The 17782-nt window shown below is 32.0% G+C and carries 18 protein-coding genes; 6 read left to right on the forward strand and 12 right to left on the reverse strand.

The window, feature by feature from the left end; all coding sequences use genetic code 11:
• Window positions 1-430 precede the first annotated feature (430 nt).
• A complete protein-coding gene (locus ACSUE0_RS13820) occupies window positions 431-982 on the forward strand; it encodes a recombinase family protein (protein WP_069828360.1) in 552 nt (183 codons plus the stop codon).
• A gap of 218 nt (window positions 983-1200) precedes the next feature.
• Here the strand turns inward: ACSUE0_RS13820 and ACSUE0_RS13825 are convergent, their stop codons facing one another.
• The gene (locus ACSUE0_RS13825; RefSeq protein ID WP_021340009.1) at window positions 1201-1473 is read right to left on the reverse strand and encodes a hypothetical protein; all 273 of its coding nucleotides are present in this window, start codon (window positions 1471-1473) and stop codon (window positions 1201-1203) included.
• A 347-nt stretch (window positions 1474-1820) separates the two neighbouring features.
• Between ACSUE0_RS13825 and ACSUE0_RS13830 the strand changes: the two genes are divergently transcribed.
• Window positions 1821-2921 carry a glycerol dehydrogenase gene (locus ACSUE0_RS13830; protein ID WP_404476930.1) on the forward strand — a complete coding sequence of 367 codons (1101 nt, stop codon included), beginning with the start codon at window positions 1821-1823 and terminating at the stop codon, window positions 2919-2921.
• A 171-nt stretch (window positions 2922-3092) separates the two neighbouring features.
• Here the strand turns inward: ACSUE0_RS13830 and ACSUE0_RS13835 are convergent, their stop codons facing one another.
• From ACSUE0_RS13835 to ACSUE0_RS13885, 11 genes are all read right to left on the reverse strand, one after another.
• Window positions 3093-3188, reverse strand: coding sequence for a type I toxin-antitoxin system Fst family toxin (locus ACSUE0_RS13835; protein WP_021340007.1), 96 nt, complete (start codon window positions 3186-3188; stop codon window positions 3093-3095).
• Between the two features lie 113 nt (window positions 3189-3301).
• Complete coding sequence (locus ACSUE0_RS13840) at window positions 3302-3499, reverse strand: hypothetical protein (protein ID WP_107380580.1); 198 nt, start codon at window positions 3497-3499, stop codon at window positions 3302-3304.
• 80 nt (window positions 3500-3579) lie between these two features.
• Window positions 3580-3933 carry a plasmid segregation protein ParR gene (locus ACSUE0_RS13845; protein ID WP_241966023.1) on the reverse strand — a complete coding sequence of 118 codons (354 nt, stop codon included), beginning with the start codon at window positions 3931-3933 and terminating at the stop codon, window positions 3580-3582.
• Complete coding sequence (locus ACSUE0_RS13850) at window positions 3914-4975, reverse strand: parM protein (RefSeq protein WP_404476926.1); 1062 nt, start codon at window positions 4973-4975, stop codon at window positions 3914-3916. The genes ACSUE0_RS13845 and ACSUE0_RS13850 overlap by 20 nt, the downstream gene beginning before the upstream one ends.
• Before the next feature lie 286 nt (window positions 4976-5261).
• Window positions 5262-6620 carry an alkaline phosphatase gene (locus ACSUE0_RS13855; protein WP_107558444.1) on the reverse strand — a complete coding sequence of 453 codons (1359 nt, stop codon included), beginning with the start codon at window positions 6618-6620 and terminating at the stop codon, window positions 5262-5264.
• A gap of 152 nt (window positions 6621-6772) precedes the next feature.
• Window positions 6773-8020, reverse strand: a complete 1248-nt coding sequence (gene fabF, locus ACSUE0_RS13860; RefSeq protein ID WP_107551891.1) for a beta-ketoacyl-ACP synthase II — start codon at window positions 8018-8020, stop codon at window positions 6773-6775.
• Between the two features lie 699 nt (window positions 8021-8719).
• A complete protein-coding gene (locus ACSUE0_RS13865) occupies window positions 8720-9823 on the reverse strand; it encodes a M24 family metallopeptidase (protein WP_404476981.1) in 1104 nt (367 codons plus the stop codon).
• Window positions 9824-9943: 120 nt separating this feature from the next.
• Window positions 9944-11131, reverse strand: a complete 1188-nt coding sequence (locus ACSUE0_RS13870) for an NAD(P)/FAD-dependent oxidoreductase (RefSeq protein ID WP_404476979.1) — start codon at window positions 11129-11131, stop codon at window positions 9944-9946.
• Window positions 11124-11459 (reverse strand): (2Fe-2S)-binding protein, encoded by a 336-nt coding sequence (locus ACSUE0_RS13875; RefSeq protein ID WP_404476976.1) that lies wholly within the window; start codon window positions 11457-11459, stop codon window positions 11124-11126. The genes ACSUE0_RS13870 and ACSUE0_RS13875 overlap by 8 nt, the downstream gene beginning before the upstream one ends.
• Window positions 11452-11718 (reverse strand): (2Fe-2S)-binding protein, encoded by a 267-nt coding sequence (locus ACSUE0_RS13880; RefSeq protein WP_171917087.1) that lies wholly within the window; start codon window positions 11716-11718, stop codon window positions 11452-11454. Before ACSUE0_RS13880 ends, ACSUE0_RS13875 begins: the two co-directional genes overlap by 8 nt.
• 57 nt (window positions 11719-11775) lie before the next feature.
• Window positions 11776-13146 (reverse strand): sigma-54 interaction domain-containing protein, encoded by a 1371-nt coding sequence (locus tag ACSUE0_RS13885; protein ID WP_404476972.1) that lies wholly within the window; start codon window positions 13144-13146, stop codon window positions 11776-11778.
• 137 nt (window positions 13147-13283) lie between these two features.
• Here ACSUE0_RS13885 and ACSUE0_RS13890 point away from each other — a divergent pair, with 137 nt between their 5' ends.
• From ACSUE0_RS13890 to nhaC, 4 genes are read left to right on the forward strand one after another with little or no spacing between them, the layout of a single operon-like run.
• A complete protein-coding gene (locus tag ACSUE0_RS13890) occupies window positions 13284-14447 on the forward strand; it encodes an NAD(P)/FAD-dependent oxidoreductase (RefSeq protein ID WP_436957758.1) in 1164 nt (387 codons plus the stop codon).
• Between the two features lie 2 nt (window positions 14448-14449).
• Window positions 14450-15466, forward strand: coding sequence for a proline racemase family protein (locus ACSUE0_RS13895; RefSeq protein WP_436957760.1), 1017 nt, complete (start codon window positions 14450-14452; stop codon window positions 15464-15466).
• A 17-nt stretch (window positions 15467-15483) separates the two neighbouring features.
• Entirely contained in the window at window positions 15484-16290 is an 807-nt protein-coding gene (locus ACSUE0_RS13900; protein ID WP_404476967.1) for a hypothetical protein, read from the forward strand.
• Between the two features lie 23 nt (window positions 16291-16313).
• Window positions 16314-17768, forward strand: a complete 1455-nt coding sequence (nhaC, locus tag ACSUE0_RS13905) for a Na+/H+ antiporter NhaC (RefSeq protein WP_404476964.1) — start codon at window positions 16314-16316, stop codon at window positions 17766-17768.
• Window positions 17769-17782: the final 14 nt, after the last annotated feature.

A 17782-nucleotide genomic window follows, 5' to 3' on the forward strand; every position in this document is an offset into this window, starting at 1 on the left:
CTCTTTTCACAATAGGTAATATACCTTCCTTTTCATAATACCTCATTGCTGAACTATTAATTCCCACTATTTTTTCAACATCTTGAGTATAATACATTAATCATCACCCTCTTTAAAGTTACTTTAACAAAAACATTCGAAATATTACAATATTAATATATGAAATTAATTGTAATATTAAGCTGAAAATGACAGTTAAAGTGAAAAAGAAATAAAGTTGAACTTATTTTCGTTTTTGACACAAAACCTCTTAACTTAATATTAAGAGGTTTTTCTTGGATATTTAAATCTATAAACTTGTGTTATAATCTATGTATCATAAATATCAAAACTCATGAGTTTTTAGACGATGAGAGACGCGTTTATTTGCATCGAGAATTAGATTTCGTTAATAAGTACCCATAAAACGATTAAAAGAGGTGGTATTCAAATGGCTAAAATTGGTTATGCACGTGTATCAACACAAGATCAAAGTCTTGATGGACAGATTGATACACTTGAGGAATATGGTTGCGAACGTATCTTTAGCGAGAAAGCGAGTGGTCGCAAAACGAAAAGAACGGAACTTGATAAGTGTTTGGATTATTTACGAGAAGGAGACATTCTAGTTATCTATAAACTAGATCGTCTTGGACGTACAACGAAACAATTAATTGAGTTATCTCAGTGGTTGGATGAAAACAGCATTGATTTACATATTATAGATATGAATGTATCAACAAAAGATGCGATGGGCAAGATGTTCTTTACCATGATGAGTGCATTCGCTGAACTCGAAGCTAATTTACTAAGTGAACGTACTAAAAAAGGATTAGAAGCTGCAAGAGCAAGAGGTAGAAAAGGTGGACGACCATCTTTACCAGATCACAAGAAAAGGGAAATTAAATTCTTATATGATGAACAGAAGCTTACAGGTGAAGAAATTGCTGAACAAACTAGAGTAAGTAGATCGACTGTTTACAGGGTTATTAAAGAAATATAAATATCATAGATTTTATCAAATTAGTCTTTTGCATTCCTATACCTTATGGTTTTATAATATAATTAATAAGTAGAGTGTCTATAAGATAAACACCGAGCCCGATAACTATGTCAGTAGTCATCGGGCTTTTTTTGGTGTATTTACTATGTCGTCTTATTATTTATTACATTATTAAAAATTAGTACAATCTCACATATACTGTAGCAATATAAACTATTTTAATTTGTTGCTATATCTTTGCTCGTTTTGATAATAAATAAAACAAGTAAAGTCAGACAAACAGAACCAACAAGTGTCGGAATTATAAAGAACATGCCTGCCGAATTTGATAATGCATTGCCTGAAGAATTTAACATTGTTAGACCAATGAATGCACCAATTACTGCTGAAATCAAACTAATAATAAGATTAGTAATTTTATTGTTAGTTAACCAGATTGAAAATACCACGCCAACGATTACACCTATTACTATTGTAATGATAAAATCCATAAAACCCCTCCAGTAATGTAATATTTCAAACTGCGTTAATATTAAGTAACTCCTAACTTGATAGAAAAACATAATAAATATCCTACTTACAAACTCAAATAACCTCAAAAGAAGTATGTTAAACACGTAAAATTAAAATTTTGACTTAAACAAAAGTTTATTTTCCAATTTAAATAATAAAAAAATGACCCACACCCTGAATACGTCTTGCTCAAAAAAAGAAGTTAAATCATTCGAATAAGTAATTGTTTTACGTATAAACTTTCACATTTACAAAGATTTATGATTTATACATACGAATACAGGGGATAAAATAAGTGTATATCAAATAATAAGGAGGGTTTTTTATGTCAAGATACGTTTTTCAATCGCCAAGTAGATATATACAAGGAAAAGGAGAAATAAAAAGTTTAGCCAATGAAGTTAATAAATTAGGTGATACACCCTTGATTATTTCAGATAGTTTAGTTTGGTCACTAACAAATAAAGACATAAATGAGAGTTTTGAATCTAACGAGATTAGTTACAAATACGAAGAATTTAATGGGGAAGCCTCTGAAAATGAAATAGCAAGACTTAGCCAAATAGCCAAAGAAAATAACATAAATGTGATTGTTGGCGTTGGAGGAGGAAAGACATTAGATACAGCAAAAGCAATTTCTGATGATCTTAATTCCCCTGTTATTATTGTCCCAACAACTGCTTCTACAGATGCGCCTACGAGTGCTTTGTCAGTTATCTATTCAGATGAAGGTGTTTTTACGGGTTACAGATTTTACTATAAAAACCCAAATGTAGTATTAGCAGATTCACAAATTATAGTCCAAGCACCAGTCAAATTGTTTGCGGCGGGCATGAGCGATGCTTTAGCTACTTTAGTAGAAGTTAAAGCAACTTTAAACCGTAGAGGGAAAACTATGGTGGATGGAAAACCAACATTAGCTTCTTTAGCCATTGCTGAAAAAGCAGAAGAAACAATATTTAAATACGGTAAAAGCGCCTATTTTTCTGCAACACAAGGTATTGTAACACCTCAAGTGGAGTCTATTATCGAAGCAAACACTTTACTCTCAGGACTTGGTTTTGAAAACGGTGGACTTGCTGCAGCCCATGCAATACACAATGGGTTTACAGCTTTATCAGGAGATATCCATAAACTTGGACACGGCGAAAAAGTGGCGTATGGGACTCTCGTTCAAATGGTTTTAGAAAATAGACCTTATGAAGAAATTAAAAAATATATTGATTTTTATAAATTCTTAGAAATGCCAACAAATTTAAATAATATGCATTTACACGACGTTTCTTTTGAGGATTTAGTAAAAGTGGGAGAATTAGCAAAAGATCCTAATGACACTTTCTCTAATTTAAGTGACGAATTCACTGCTGAAGACGTAGCGCAAGCTATACTAGCAGTGAATGAATTAAGTGGAGGCAAAACTAAGTAAATTGCTCTTTATTTAGACTACGTATATATTTATTCTTATTTTGCATTTCTCTCCACTATGATGTTATAATTTAGATAACAAATATGTGTTGAACATGGTAAACACCGAGCCCGATAACTACTGGAATAGTTATCGGGCTCTTTTTGGTGTTATTACTATGTCGTCGCTTAATTATTTATCACGATTATTCAACCAATATGAAAACAACGTGATTATAACCCCCACTATAATAGGAGCTACTATAGATACAAATATGATGCTGAACATGGTGTCACCTCCTTCCATGCTAAACCAGCACAGAAGTAGAACGACGACTTCCCTATTATACCATCTGTTAATCTGCAAGCATATGCACTTCCGATAAGTTGAATTATGTTTGATTATTCATCGTTTAACCACTTAAGTAAAACTAAACTAATTATCAATAAAATCACCAAAAATAAACATGTTTTTACCAGTAGCCCAGAAGCTTTCCTATTCTTATTTTCCAATTCTTCAATCCTTTGAAGATAAATATCCATATCTTCTCTAGACCCTGAGTCATCGTATAACACAATTGATTCATTTTTATTTTTCATATTTCAACCCCTTTTTCCGATTTATGTACTGATTTTTATAGAAACAGAATCTAATTTTTCTAAAGATGCCCACTATTTTACTACAATTGATTTACATCTAAATCTACCAATTCTTCTAGTTCATCTTCTTCATTACTTTTCTTTCTGGATTGTTTAATATTTTCTTGCTTAATTGCTTCTCGAATTTCCTTTTTTCGTTCTTCACTCGGATTTCTCAATAATTTTCCATTATCGTACTTGATAGATTCCATATCATTTATTTTGTTATTAAAAGGTATCGGAGGAGTACCACCCAAATCATTAATGTATCTAATAAGTGCTTCTCGTATATGCGCAGTTTTGGTACCTTTAGGAACATTTTCTAAAAAATCAAAGATTTGGGGATAATCTTTTTTTTTAATTTTTAGAAGATGATTAGTTTCTTGTTTGCTCAAAGCAATCAACCTCTTGTTCTACCTTATCTTTCAGTAGTTCCCCCAATTTTTCGTAACCACGTACATTACTAAGCTGACTGTTTTCAACCTTTTCAAAAACATCAGGATAATAATAACTCAATGAATCAAAATGAATAGCTGAACCGCCACCAGTCACTATAATTCTGTCTATAGAATTAATATTACCTACCACTGTTTCAAATCTACTCATAACTTCCTGTATAATTTTTTCTTGTTCTTCTATAAAATAATCCACAAAATCAACTGTTAGTCTCGAATTCACCTTACATTGCTTATACTCCATCCCCTCTTCGATCATTCTTGGTGTTATTGAAGCACCATCAGCTTCTTTACTAACATGTGTAGCAATACGCTTATAAAAATCAATCATACCTTTATTAATAACAAAACTTTCTTCCTCTACACGTTTTAGGTTTTGATATGTATCTATTATTGTTGTCCCACTACCAAAATCTAAAACACTATACTTACCTTCTGTGAAAGATTTAAAGACTTTTCCATTTTCCATATGTAAATCTAATAAAGTTCCCATAGGTTGTGCGATGATTTTAATATCTTGAACATTAACTACTTTAGTTATACCATCTATTGTTATAGACCTATTTCTCCTTAATATTTCCTCAAATTGAGCCTGGCTTTTAGAATCTATTTCGTTACTAGGCATACCTGTTGCGATGACAACATCTATCTCTTCTTCAGGTAGTTCCCTTGCAAGTAAACCGATGGAGCATTCAACTAAATCTTCAAAAGATTGGTATATGTATCTATTATTAGTTGATGCAGTATCTTTACCCGTGCTTGTTGTCTTATCTAAGTCTTTACCAAATAATATTATATTTTCATAATCGTCGTTAATAACAAATTCACTAACCTCTATTTCACTATTAATAAAACCCTCTAATTGTTTATCGGTATTTGATTTATAACCAATGCGCGAGGGGATTACAAAATTTTCATCATTAATTCTTCCTTTTACAAAACCATTTCCAAAATCTAAAGCCATTACATGAATATTTGCCATTTTTAATAAAACCTCCATCAAGAAAATTTACAATATAAATACTTATACACCTTTATATACTTTTTTATACTTTTATAAACATATTTTTTGTTTCATCCTTGATTTTATTTAATATAAAATATTATATTCATATAATATTTTCGTTCAGGTAACTATTTTAGAATCTATATTATTTTATAAATACACTCTCTTATTGTTAGGAAAATTCTTCACTTAATAATACATCTCTTATCAAATAAAAAAACCCACCTAATAAATAGGTAGATTTTCCGGAAGTATTTCATTTTTATTTATATTGTTTGAATAAATTTTGATTAAATTCGGTATTATCCATAGCCCCCTCAAACATCTCTTTGTTTACTCCATAACCATATATATTTGTATCATGCCCGACATGTGAATCTGAAGTCCATCCTGTATTACTTCTTTCATTTACTGGTTTGGTTAAGGCTTTTTCTAACGTGTTTTGCTCTTTATAATCTTCATCTTTGTCTGATTTCATTTCTTGAGCAGCTTTTTTAATTTTTTCTATTTCTAATTCTTTTAATTTAAAACCATACCCCTCTTTTATTACTTTATCAATATTTTCACCTTTTAGTATCTCTTCTTCCATATGTCTAGCCGAATGATTCATTTCTTTAATAGCTTCTGGATGAAAACTTTGTTTTCCTTTTGTTCCCATCGTTAATCCTCCTGTGGCATGATCTCCTGTTGTTACAACTAAAGTATTCTTGTCTTTCTTGGCAAACTCTATAGCTTCTTTATATGCTTCCTCGAAATCCTCCATCTCTGACATCACACCAGTCGCATCATTTGGATGGGCTGCTTTATCTATTTGTGATCCTTCCACCATTAAAAAGAATCCTTTGTCATTTTTATTCATTTTTTGTATTGCTGATGAAGTCATGTCTTTTAGCGATGGTGTATCAGTTTTTCTATCTATTGCATATGGTAGAGTTTCATCTGCAAATGTACCTAAAATTTGCTTTCCATCAGATTCATTTAAACCTTTTTTATCTGTTATAATATCGTAACCGTCTTCTTTGAATTTTTGATCTAGATTCCTATTCTTTTCTCCAAAATATTTAGCTCCCCCACCTAATAATACATCTATTTTATGTTTTCCATTGATTTTTTCATTATAATAATCTTTAGCGATTTCATTTTTATTATCTCTATTTGTTTCATGTGCTCCAAAAGCCGCTGGGGTAGCATCTGTAAGGTCTGAAGTAACAACGAGACCTGTTGATTTTTCATTTTTTTTAGCATACTCTAACACAGATTCTAATTCTTTTTTATTATTATCAACTGACACAGCACCATTATATGTCTTTTCTCCAGTTGCCATAGCAGTTCCAGCTGCAGCAGAATCAGTAATATTCTCCTCTTCTGTATTCTCAGGATCTGTTGACATTTGACCTAACAAATTACTATCAAATGCTGTTCTTTCAATTTTTGATGTTTCTGGATTGTCCTTATAATGACGATAAGCACTATTAAATTCGGGACCCATACCATCACCTACTAAAACAATGACGTTCTTTGGCTTATCTTTATCTTTTCCCGACTCTCCAGCATATGTATTACTAGTCAAAGCTGTTGAAATTACTAACGAAGCTACTAAAGTCTTTTTGATATTTAACATGTATTTTACTCCTTAAAAATGTGATTTATTAAACTTATCATCTGTATGTAAATAGGATGTTTATTTTATTTTAAGAAAATGTAAAAAACCCTTCCAGTTAATTAACTGAAAGGGTTTAAAGAAAATAGCACTTATAAACAAAATTTCTTTTACTATTTTTCATTATATTTTTTAAACAACAGGACAGCATTATGTCCGCCAAAACCAAGACTGTTACTCATAGCATACGTAACATTTAAATTCTCATATTCATTAGCAACCAAGTTAATATCGCAATCTAAATCAGGTTTTGTAGCATTGATAGTTGGAGGAATCTTACTATCTCTAATAGATAAAATAGAAAATATTGCCTCAATAGCTCCAGTAGCACCAAATGAATGCCCCATCATCGACTTAGTAGAGCTTACTTTTAAAGATTTAAAGGCTTCACCGAAAACTTTTTTTATAGCTTGTACCTCTGTAAAATCTCCCAATGGAGTACTTGTACCGTGAGCATTTAAGTATTGAATATCTTTAGCTTCTATTTGTGCATCTTCTATTGCTGCTTGTATTGCACGAGCACCTCCTTCTCCTTCAATAGCTGGAGCTGTAATGTGATAGCTATCCCCTGTTGACCCATAACCAACAACTTCCGCATAAATTTTAGCGTTTCTTGATTGTGCTGACTTTAGAGATTCAATAACTAAAATACCTGCTCCTTCTCCTATAACAAAACCATCTCTTTCCTTCTGAAAAGGGCGGCATGCAGTTTCAGCATCATTATTTATGGATAAAGCATGACTTGCACTAAAACCAGCAATACCAATTTCGGTAATTGGCGCTTCTGTCCCACCAGTAACCATAGCGTCAGCATCCCCACGTTGAATAATCCTAAATGCTTCACCGATGGAGTTTGTACCTGTAGCACATGCAGTGACAGTAGCACCGTTTGGTCCTTTAATACCTAAATCAATTGAAACTTGCCCAGTCGCCATATCAGGTATAAGCATAGGTATACAAAAAGGACTCACACGTTTTGCACCTTTATACTTTAAAGTACTATAAGTTTTCTCTAAAGTTTCTACGCCCCCCATACCTGCACCAATCCATACGCCTATATTTTTTGCATTATGCTCGTTAATATTTAAATTAGAATCTTTAACAGCTTCTCGAGCTGCTACAACTGCATATTGTGTAAAACGGTCCATACGCCTAGATTCTTTCTTAGATATGTAATCATTTATATTAAATTCTTTCAATTCACCGGCTAAGTGTACATTATACGGTTGAGTATTAAATCGGGTTATTTTATCGATACCATTAACTCCATTTAATGTATTTATCCAAGTGGTCTTAGCATCATTACCTAGAGGCGTAAGGGCCCCGATACCTGTAACTACCACACGTTGATTTCCGTTCATAAAAATCCTCCTTACGAATTTTTAAAATATGTAAATTAATATTAAAACAACTTTCATTATAAATAATCCTCTAATATAATACATTAGAACTAAGTGAAATACAGATCTATAAGTTTTCCATAAACATTTGATAAAAATATATTTAAATATTTTATATCATATAAATACATACCCTGTTTAAAATTTTTATATTAATATATTAACTAAAAAGTATATTATGTAGAAAATCGAACTAAATATTCTAATAAGGTTGTGTTGCTAATAATCTCTGTATACGCTTATGTATGTGTTCTGTAATAAACTTTGACACACTAAAAACCCCCTATGGTTAGGAGGTTACAATGCTACTAGAAGTATCAGACATTCATTAATTTAAATGTCTTTTTTTAAATAATTAAAACTAATCCAGCTCTACGATATCTTTTCAATTTTTTATTATATATCTTTTATCATCATGATTAAATGAAGCTCTCCATATTAACCACTAATATATCCACTTCTGATAAGTTAAATTATGTAGTATCTGTATAACGATATAAAGGGAAATGTAAAATTACAGAAATGTTTTTTATGTGAGTAACTTTTTAAATTGACCAAAAAAACTCTATCTTCTTGTGGACTTTGAGTAAGGTTGTGAACTGACATATAACCCCTTTTTTTCTATCTCTTTGTCTAACAGGTGCTATATTGCTAATACATTTATAATATTTGTAAGTCTCGAGGAAATGAAGTTAATATTTCTACTTCACTGTTTTCATTAATATATACTTCATCTTCAATGCGTACGCCACCATAATTAGGAATATAAATTCCTGGTTCAATTGTAAAAAACAGACCAGATTGAGCGATATCTTCATTCTGTTCATGAATAGAAGGTGATTCATGAACATCAATACCCAAACCATGACCAACTCGATTATTAAAATATTTACCATAACCACTTTGCTTGATAACATTACGTGAAGCAATATCAAATTCTTTAAGGGGAACTCCTGATTTTACAGCATCGAGACCTGCTTGATTTGAGGCTTTGACAATGTTGTAAATGTTTTTTTGTTTTTCATCTGCTTCTCCAATGATGAAAGTGCGCGTAATGTCAGAACAGTAATTATTTTGCGTTATGACTCCAAAATCAATGAGTAAAAAGTCCCCATTTTTAAATTTTCGTTCACCTGGTGAGCCATGAGGTAAAGAAGCCTTTTCCCCTGATAATACTGTAGTTGCAAATGAAGGTCCCACTGCTCCATATTTTTTCATTAACAATTCTAATTGTCCTGTAAGTTCAAGTTCAGTCATCCCTATTTTCACTTCTTTAATACCATCTGATAATACTTTTTCAATAATATCAACTGCTTCTTGTAAGTACTGAATCTCTTGAAGAGATTTTATTAACCTCTGCTCATTAATCAGGGGACCAATATCAAAATAGGCGGATGATTTAAAGATGTTTTGGAACCCCTCATAACGCATGACACTTATATATTCTTTCTCAAAGTAGATTTTAGAATTTATCCCATTCATATGTAATTGGATTACTTGAAAAGGATCTTGTTCATCACTAATTGGTATGATTTCTTGGATGACCGACTCAGCAAGAGCTGCATCATTGTCTAATGTAGGGACAAAAAGTGTGTATTGTTCTGTTTTGAAATCAAATATCAACCCCATAAAACGTTCATGTGGATTTGAATTAAATCCAGTAAAATAAAAAACATTTGCAGGATCCATAATAATTGCTAAATCTGCTTCTTCTTCTTTTAATCGTGTTGTTAATGTTTTAATACGTTGAGTATAATTAATCATACTTGTCCTCCTCGAATTTCTTAAAATTACTTAATGTAAATATTTAACATGATATACTTTGTTTTTAATTTCAATAATTAAAGCGAAGAATTTTCTTTTAAAAAGTGTAAGTAAATAAATTTAATTAGTCCGAGAGGCCTTCCACAGCTTGTTAACATAATCTCGTCCTTCTTCGATACATTCATGGAATTCTATCGTCGCTTCGCGACGTTCTTGTAAAAGTTCATTTTGTACTGATTTCACTTTTTCAGCCAAACCTAATATTTTATAAGCAGCTATTTCTCCCTGCTTCATAGCTACCATGGCGCCTTCAATACCCGTTATATTTCCGGCTATATATAGATTTTTTATTTCGGTCTCCATAACATCATTGTGTAATGGGATAAACCCTCCTAAACTTTCTATATAGGTAAATGATACATCTAATAATCCAAGCAGCTCAGATAAAGGCGTTAAACCTCCAGACAAACATACAAAATCTATAGGGATAATCTCTTCTTTATTTGAGATTACGTTGCCATCTTTATCTACATTTTTTAATGTAATAGATTCTACTTTTTCTTTACCATTAATAGATACAACTGCTTTTTTTAAATGCACTGATGTATTAAAAAGCTTTATACCTTTTTTAGGAATAAGTTTAAAAGCTAAAGGTTGAATTTGGGGCATAGTTTTCAATAATTTCGTACCTAATTTTATAAAAAAGCTAGGCGCCATATGTGAGATATTCAATAATTTTTTAAATACATTTTGAGGAATAGCATCCTGTGCGTTTACTTCGTTGTGGTATGGCAGGGACATCACTTTAACTTCTATATTAGCCATGTGTAATTCAGATAGAATGGCACTACTTAAGACATTTATACCTATAATGGCTCCTTTATTACCTGGAGCTACACGCTGAACATTTGTTAGAACTTGTGCTGCCCCCACGGTCATAACGCCTGGTAATGTACTTCCGGGTAAAGCGGGCGTTAATTCTTGAGCTCCAGCACACACTAGTAAATATTTAGCTTTAAAATTACCACTAGTGGTATTAATATGATAATATTCTTTTGATTTTTCGATATTAGTAACGCTTGTGGATAATTTTACAGTTAAGTTAGGGTGGTGTAACACATCGGATAGTGTTTCTGCTTTTTCATATCCATTCCAAATTTCTCCGTTATTGTCCTCATAGAGTTGACCTATTAATCTCCCGCCTATACGATAATACTCGTCTAGTAATAATACTTTTTTTTCTTCCATGAGAATTCGCGCAGCGGATGCGCCAGCAGGACCCGCGCCTACTACAATTACATCAAACATGATTTTCACTCCATTCTTTCACATCATGAGGAAGGGATTGGCCACTTATCACAGACATTCCTTCTTGTACTGGTGTAAGACATGTTCTAATATTCTTTTTCCCATCAATCTCTGCTCGGCATTCAAAGCAATGTCCTATATTACAAAAAACACCTCTTGGGGAACTATCATCTTCATGATAACGAATTGTACGTATATCATTGGCTAGTAGGCAACTTGCTACACTTTCTCCAACATGACATGTTAGAGATTGGTGGTTGAAAAAAATTTCAACAGTTTCAGTTTCAATATTTTTCAATAAAGGATGGTTATAAATACGTTTAGTCATCCTCACCACCTCCTAACTCTCCAAATGTAACAGGACGCACGGGAGGTTGAACTTTCATTGTTGTAAATTCATCATTTATTTTTTTGTCTTTATTTATAATCCTATCGATATGATTTTTACATGTTCTCCCACCACAAAACCCCATACCTGCTCGCGTACGTAATTTAGTTTCTCTGACACTACTATCATATTTTTCTACTGTTTCTAGTATGTGTTTTAAAGTTACATTTTCACAACGACAAATCACGATATCTTCCATAACTTACACCTCATTTTCTAATTTATAAATATGTAAGCAAATTTGATGCCAAACTTGTTAAACGATGTTGTAATAGTTTAATTTTGCATATAAAGTAGGCCTAGAGATACCTAGTTCTATTGCTGTTGCCTTTTTATTATAATCACACTCTTTATAGACCTTTTTTATAATTTCACCTTCATGGTATTTTAATTTTTCTGATAAACTGCCCTCTATTTCAATAGATCTTGAATAATTGTTCTTTTTGAAATTAGCATAATCATCAAAAATATATTCTTGAAAATCTCCGTCTTCTGAAAAAATAACTAACCTTTCAATGATATTTTGTAATTCACGAACGTTACCAGGCCAGTTGTAATGTTTGAATTTTTGCATTAAATTCAAAGGGATGGGTTCTAGTTTGATGTCGTAATTTTGTTTAGCTAGTTGATAAAAGTAATATGAAAGTGTTTCTATATCCTCTTTTCTATCTCGTAAAGGTGGGATTTCAATATTTACTACATTAAGTCTATAAAATAAATCCTCTCTAAATGTCCCTTTTTGTACTTCATCTATTAAATTTTTATTTGTAGCTGCAACAATACGTATATCAATAGAGCGTTCTGTGGTACCTCCAACGCGATAAAATTTTTTCTCTTGAATCATTCTAAGTAACTTAACTTGCATTTCAAGAGGCATGTCAGCAATCTCATCTAGGAAAAGGGTCCCTTTATCTGCCCGTTCAATCAGTCCTTCTTTACCTTTTTGGTTGGCACCGCTAAATGCTCCTTTTTCATAGCCAAACATTTCACTTTCGAAAAGGTTGGCAGGTATAGTTCCACAGTTAACGGTTACAAAAGGTTGTTTAAATCGTTTACTAAAATCATGTATACTACGTGAAAATAATTCCTTTCCAACACCACTTTCTCCAGTAATTAATGTGTTCACCTCAGATTGTGCAGCTTTTTTTATTAAATATTTTACACGGGTCATGTTACTACTGTTACCAATAATTGAACTAAACGCACCATGATCATTGTATTCTGAAATTTGACGTTCCAGTACTGAAATTTGGTTTTCAAATTGTTTTATTTTGTTACGGTTATATACTTGGTCACTTACATCTAATTCCGTAACAATTGCACCAACTACTTCATTGTTGCAAATGATTGGTTTTGAAATGATATTAACGTATTTATTATTACCAGCGTAATGTTCTTCTTTTTGGTAGGGCTTCGCTTTTTTTAATGATTCTAAAATAATTAAATCCTTTTTTTCAAAAAATTGATTAATGGATTTTCCTATAATATCTTCATTTGAAATTTGAAATATATTAGATGCTTCCACACTCCAATAAACTACTCGTCCCTCTTTATCAATAATGGTGTAGCTTTGATGACTAATGTTAAGTAATACTTCAACTAATGCTTCTAATTCTGATTTATTCAATAGTATTTTCCTCCAATGTAAAAAAATTAATAAATACTATATAAAAATTAACACTTATGTAAGCGCTTTACCAAAATTCTTTTATTTTCTTTTTGGCATATAAATTGCTTATAGAATTAGTAAAGGAGGGATATTATTTGAACGATATAAATCACGAGGTACTTATAATCGGTGGCGGCATTATAGGCGCAAGTATTAGTTATTTTTTATCAAAAGCTGGATATGATGTCGGTTTGATTGAAAGTAAAGAAATTGCTTCTTTAACTTCATCCCATTGTGATGGAAATATTTTAGCGATTGATAAAACGCCAGGGTTTGATAGCCAAATGACTTTACGAAGTCAAAAGTTGATTCATGAATTGAGCAAAGAATTGATCCTACCTTTTGAGTATCGGAAACCCGGAAGTATATTAGTTTGTGAAACTGAAAAGGAGATGCAGGCTGCAGAACAATGGGTTCAACAACAACGAGACTACGGATTAGATTTTAAAATGTTGGATAAACAGGATATAAAAAATGAGTCTAAGTATTTTTCAGATCATTTATTGGGAGGTTTGGAATGTTCTACAGACTCGACGGTTAATCCCTATATGCTCACCTATAGTTTTATTGAAACTGCTAAACAACATGGCTTAAAAGTTTATGAATATGAACATGTGAAGAACATAAATAAAAGTGATGAAACTTTTTATATTCAAACTACCAATTATTCTTTTTACGCTAATAAAGTGGTCAACGCATGTGGTATATATGCTTCTGAAATAGGAAGTATGCTAGATGTTCATATTCCCATTTATCCAAGAAAAGGACAGATTTTAGTAGCATCTAGGAATGAAACAGTTGGAATTAGAAAAGTAATGGAATTTGGCTATCTGATGTCCAAATTTGGGGGAGAACGACAAGTATCTAAAGAGATGGAGGATTACGGTATTGCTTTAGTATTTGAACCCACAGAAAGTCAAAATTTTCTTATTGGCTCAAGCAGAGAATTTAATGGATATGATAAAAAAGTTAATTCAACGGTAAATCGGTTAATCGCACAGAGAGCAATTCATTTTTACCCTAAATTAAAAGATATGAGTTTAATAAGAACTTATTCTGGATTAAGACCTTTTACAGAGGACCATTTACCAATTGTTAGCGAAACAGAAGTTGAAGGATTTTATGTCGCTGCAGGACATGAAGGGGACGGTATCGGGTTGTCTTCTATTACGGGCTTATTTATAGAACAACTTATTTCAGACAAAGAAACAGAAATTGATATTTCTCCTTTATCAGTGAATCGTTTTAAGGAGGTTTAATTATGAAATATGACCGTTTGTTTTCAACATTTGATACACATACTGGAGGAAACCCTACTCGGACAGTTTTGAGCGGAATGCCTAAAATGATAGGGGATACAGTAGCTGAAAAAATGCAATATATGAAGTTACATTATGATCACTATCGCAGATTTTTAATGAACGAGCCAAGAGGTCATGAAGTAATGAGCGGAACTATCATGGTAGAACCTTGCAATAAGGAAGCTGATTTTGGTGCTATTTATATAGAGACAGGTGGTTACTTACCTATGTGTGGTCACGATACGATTGGGTTTTGTACTGCGCTGATTGAGCTTGGTTTCGTTGAAAAAGTTGATCCTATAACGAGAATTAATATTGATACTCCTGCAGGTTTGGTAAAAACAGAAACTAAAATAGAAGATGGAGAAGTTAAGGAAGTTAGTTTTAAGAACGTCCCGAGCTTTTATTTGAAAACTGTAAATATCGAACATGCAACGCTAGGTAAAATTTTTATCGATATTAGTTATGGAGGAAATTTTTACGGCATTATAGATGCTGACCAATTAGGTATTGAATTAATACCTGAAAATAGCAGCTATATTGTTAAAAAAGCTATAGAGATTAGAAATCAAATTAATGAAAAATATAACGTTCAGCATCCAGAAAAATCGTTTATTAAAGGTTTAACACATATTGAGTTTTCATCTAAAAAAGTGACTCATAAGGATATTAATTTTAAAAACACAGTTATTGTGCCACCAGGTGGTATTGATAGATCTCCTTGCGGGACAGGTACATCAGCTAAAATGGCTACGCTTGTTTATAAAAAAGAACTTAAAAAAGGAGATGAATTTTTACATGAAAGTATTATAGGTTCTGTTTTTAAAGGAATCGTGCTAAATAATACAATCGTGAATGGATATGAATATATTGATGTTAGTATTTCGGGTAGGGCTTGGCCAATGGGGAAAAATGATTTTTATTACAGTGAAAAAGCGAAGGAAGATAATTACTTATTTATCCCGCCATTAACTTAATATAGGAGGTTTATAAAATGAACACTCAATTGATATGTACAAGCTATGATTGTGAAGTAATGGGTGGTTTATTTAGATTTGTTTCTTTTGAACAACTTAAAACTACTTCTAACCAAAAGTTAAGTATGGATTGGATGAAACAAAACATTTCAAAATTATCAGCAATGTATCACGAGCCTAGGGGTCATCCTTATTTATTATTTTGTGTTTACTCTATTAAAGGCGACAAATGTGAAGTGGTAACGTTTCAGCCTCTTGGCCATTCAGTACAATTAGAAACAATTTCGAAAGCCACACGTTTTATGTTACAGAATGTAGTGAATGCAAATATGAATTTTAATATAGAAGTAAACGGCTTATATACGAATCATTCAGTGGAAGATAAAAACATGGAAGTTAAAGTGTCTTCAGTGGAGTTAGTTAAAGAAAAAGAAGAAATGGATATTTATAAAGTTGATAGTAAGCTTTACGGGTTTGTTAAAACTCTAGATTTAAAATCGATGAACATACAAAAAATATTGGGAATATATGATGCATATCAAAAACACCATCAGCAAAATGATATTGAAAATTATATATATTTTGATAGCAAAACACATCGTGTCTTAATTATGCATAGTGATCAAATTGTTAGGGTGCCAGATTCAGCGGCGTATTCTATAATCTATCATCGTTTCGACAATATATCTAGTCTACTTACTATGACGAATCAACATATAAAAACTCAGGATAAAAAATTTGTTTTAGAGGCATCATTAAGTAGCTTTAGTCAATTTTATATGTCTGAAACAGATCCATTTAAAAAAGGGTTCATTTTACAATGACCTTAAACTAAAGGGTGGGGAAAATGGATAACAATTACAGATTACCAACCGGAAAAGAAATCATATTTATACTTATAGCATTTATTATAACTATGTTTGTAGTAGTGATTTATTTAGGATTACCAATCCAAGTAGCGTTATTACTTATTTGGTTCATCATCATTATAGTTGGCTTAAAAATAGGTTACTCCTATAACCAACTTCAAGCAGGTCTATGTAAAGGCATATATGAGGGAATGGAAGCAATACTAGTAATGATTTCAATTGGAGCATTAATAGGTACATGGATTGCTAGTGGTATTGTACCAAGTATCATTTACGCAGGATTGCATATCATAAGCCCAACGTTCTTTCTTGTTACAGCATTTGTTATATGTATTATAACTTCCTTGGCGACTGGTACATCTTTTGGATCAGCAGGAACAGCAGGGATTGCGATGATAGGAATTGGCACAAGCTTTGGATTGCCCCTTCCACTTGTGGCAGGAGCAGTTATTTCAGGCTGTTACGTAGGGGACAAAATGTCGCCACTATCTGACACAACAGTTATGACAGCTTCATTATCTAGAGTGGACTTGTTTGACCACATCAAATCAATGTCATTCGTCTCTATACCAAGTGTCATTATTACTTTAATTCTATTTGGGATAGCTAACTTTACAGTGAGCAGTAAAGAAGGTAGTTTAGCTCAAGCTGAAAAAGCGATGGGACAATTATCTGATCAATTTAACATTTCAGGTTGGATGGCGGTGCCTTTAATAATAGTTATAATTCTATTGGCATTAAAGGTTCCATCTGTTCCTGTAATATTATTCGGAAGCTTAATGGGAGCATTATGGTCTGTTTGGTTCCAAGGCATCCCTTTTGTGGAAAGTATAAAAATATTATATAGAGGTAATGATATTTCTTCTGGCATCTCATTTATTGATAACTTATTAAATCGTGGAGGCATCACCTTTATGCTCGAGACAGTATTACTCGTAATCATTGCCTTAGGTATTGGAGGATTAATGGAAGTAATTGGTGTTACTCAAAAAATAAGTAATATATTTAGTGAATGGGCTTATAATTCAGGGCGTTTAACTTTAACCACTTTACTAGCAGGGATATTTGGTAATTTCTTTGGTGGTGCTGCATATGTATCATTACTTACAGCAACAAAAATGACTGAAAAAAACTACGATAAATTAAAAATTAAGCGTACCGTATTATCTAGGAATTCAGAGGCAGGTGGTACAGTTACTACCCCAATGATTCCATGGTCAGATGGTGGGGTATTTATGGCTACCACTTTAGGTATATCTACCATGCACTATTTACCTTTCTTATGGTATAGCTTTGTAGTTCTTATTATTTCCATTATTTTCGGTTTTAAAGGAATATTCATATGGAAAACAGATGATTATTACAGTGAAAAAGAGAGTTATAAGAATCATAAAATTAAAACTAAATATGCAGATAAGAATATTATTAATTAAAAAATAAAACATTA

Origin of the sequence: Staphylococcus sp. AS1337, assembly GCF_051408735.1 — a bacterium.
Taxonomy (GTDB): Bacteria; Bacillota; Bacilli; order Staphylococcales; family Staphylococcaceae; genus Staphylococcus; species Staphylococcus xylosus_B.

Bases quoted from the DNA above. Each gene is read 5' to 3' on its own strand.
- ACSUE0_RS13820 (WP_069828360.1), top strand. From the start codon at position 431: ATGGCTAAAATTGGTTATGCACGTGTATCAACACAAGATCAAAGTCTT.
- ACSUE0_RS13825 (WP_021340009.1), bottom strand. From the start codon at position 1,473: ATGGATTTTATCATTACAATAGTAATAGGTGTAATCGTTGGCGTGGTA.
- ACSUE0_RS13830 (WP_404476930.1), top strand. From the start codon at position 1,821: ATGTCAAGATACGTTTTTCAATCGCCAAGTAGATATATACAAGGAAAA.
- ACSUE0_RS13835 (WP_021340007.1), bottom strand. From the start codon at position 3,188: ATGTTCAGCATCATATTTGTATCTATAGTAGCTCCTATTATAGTGGGG.
- ACSUE0_RS13840 (WP_107380580.1), bottom strand. From the start codon at position 3,499: ATGAAAAATAAAAATGAATCAATTGTGTTATACGATGACTCAGGGTCT.
- ACSUE0_RS13850 (WP_404476926.1), bottom strand. From the start codon at position 4,975: ATGGCAAATATTCATGTAATGGCTTTAGATTTTGGAAATGGTTTTGTA.
- ACSUE0_RS13855 (WP_107558444.1), bottom strand. From the start codon at position 6,620: ATGTTAAATATCAAAAAGACTTTAGTAGCTTCGTTAGTAATTTCAACA.
- fabF (WP_107551891.1), bottom strand. From the start codon at position 8,020: ATGAACGGAAATCAACGTGTGGTAGTTACAGGTATCGGGGCCCTTACG.
- ACSUE0_RS13865 (WP_404476981.1), bottom strand. From the start codon at position 9,823: ATGATTAATTATACTCAACGTATTAAAACATTAACAACACGATTAAAA.
- ACSUE0_RS13870 (WP_404476979.1), bottom strand. From the start codon at position 11,131: ATGTTTGATGTAATTGTAGTAGGCGCGGGTCCTGCTGGCGCATCCGCT.
- ACSUE0_RS13875 (WP_404476976.1), bottom strand. From the start codon at position 11,459: ATGACTAAACGTATTTATAACCATCCTTTATTGAAAAATATTGAAACT.
- ACSUE0_RS13880 (WP_171917087.1), bottom strand. From the start codon at position 11,718: ATGGAAGATATCGTGATTTGTCGTTGTGAAAATGTAACTTTAAAACAC.
- ACSUE0_RS13895 (WP_436957760.1), top strand. From the start codon at position 14,450: ATGAAATATGACCGTTTGTTTTCAACATTTGATACACATACTGGAGGA.
- ACSUE0_RS13900 (WP_404476967.1), top strand. From the start codon at position 15,484: ATGAACACTCAATTGATATGTACAAGCTATGATTGTGAAGTAATGGGT.
- nhaC (WP_404476964.1), top strand. From the start codon at position 16,314: ATGGATAACAATTACAGATTACCAACCGGAAAAGAAATCATATTTATA.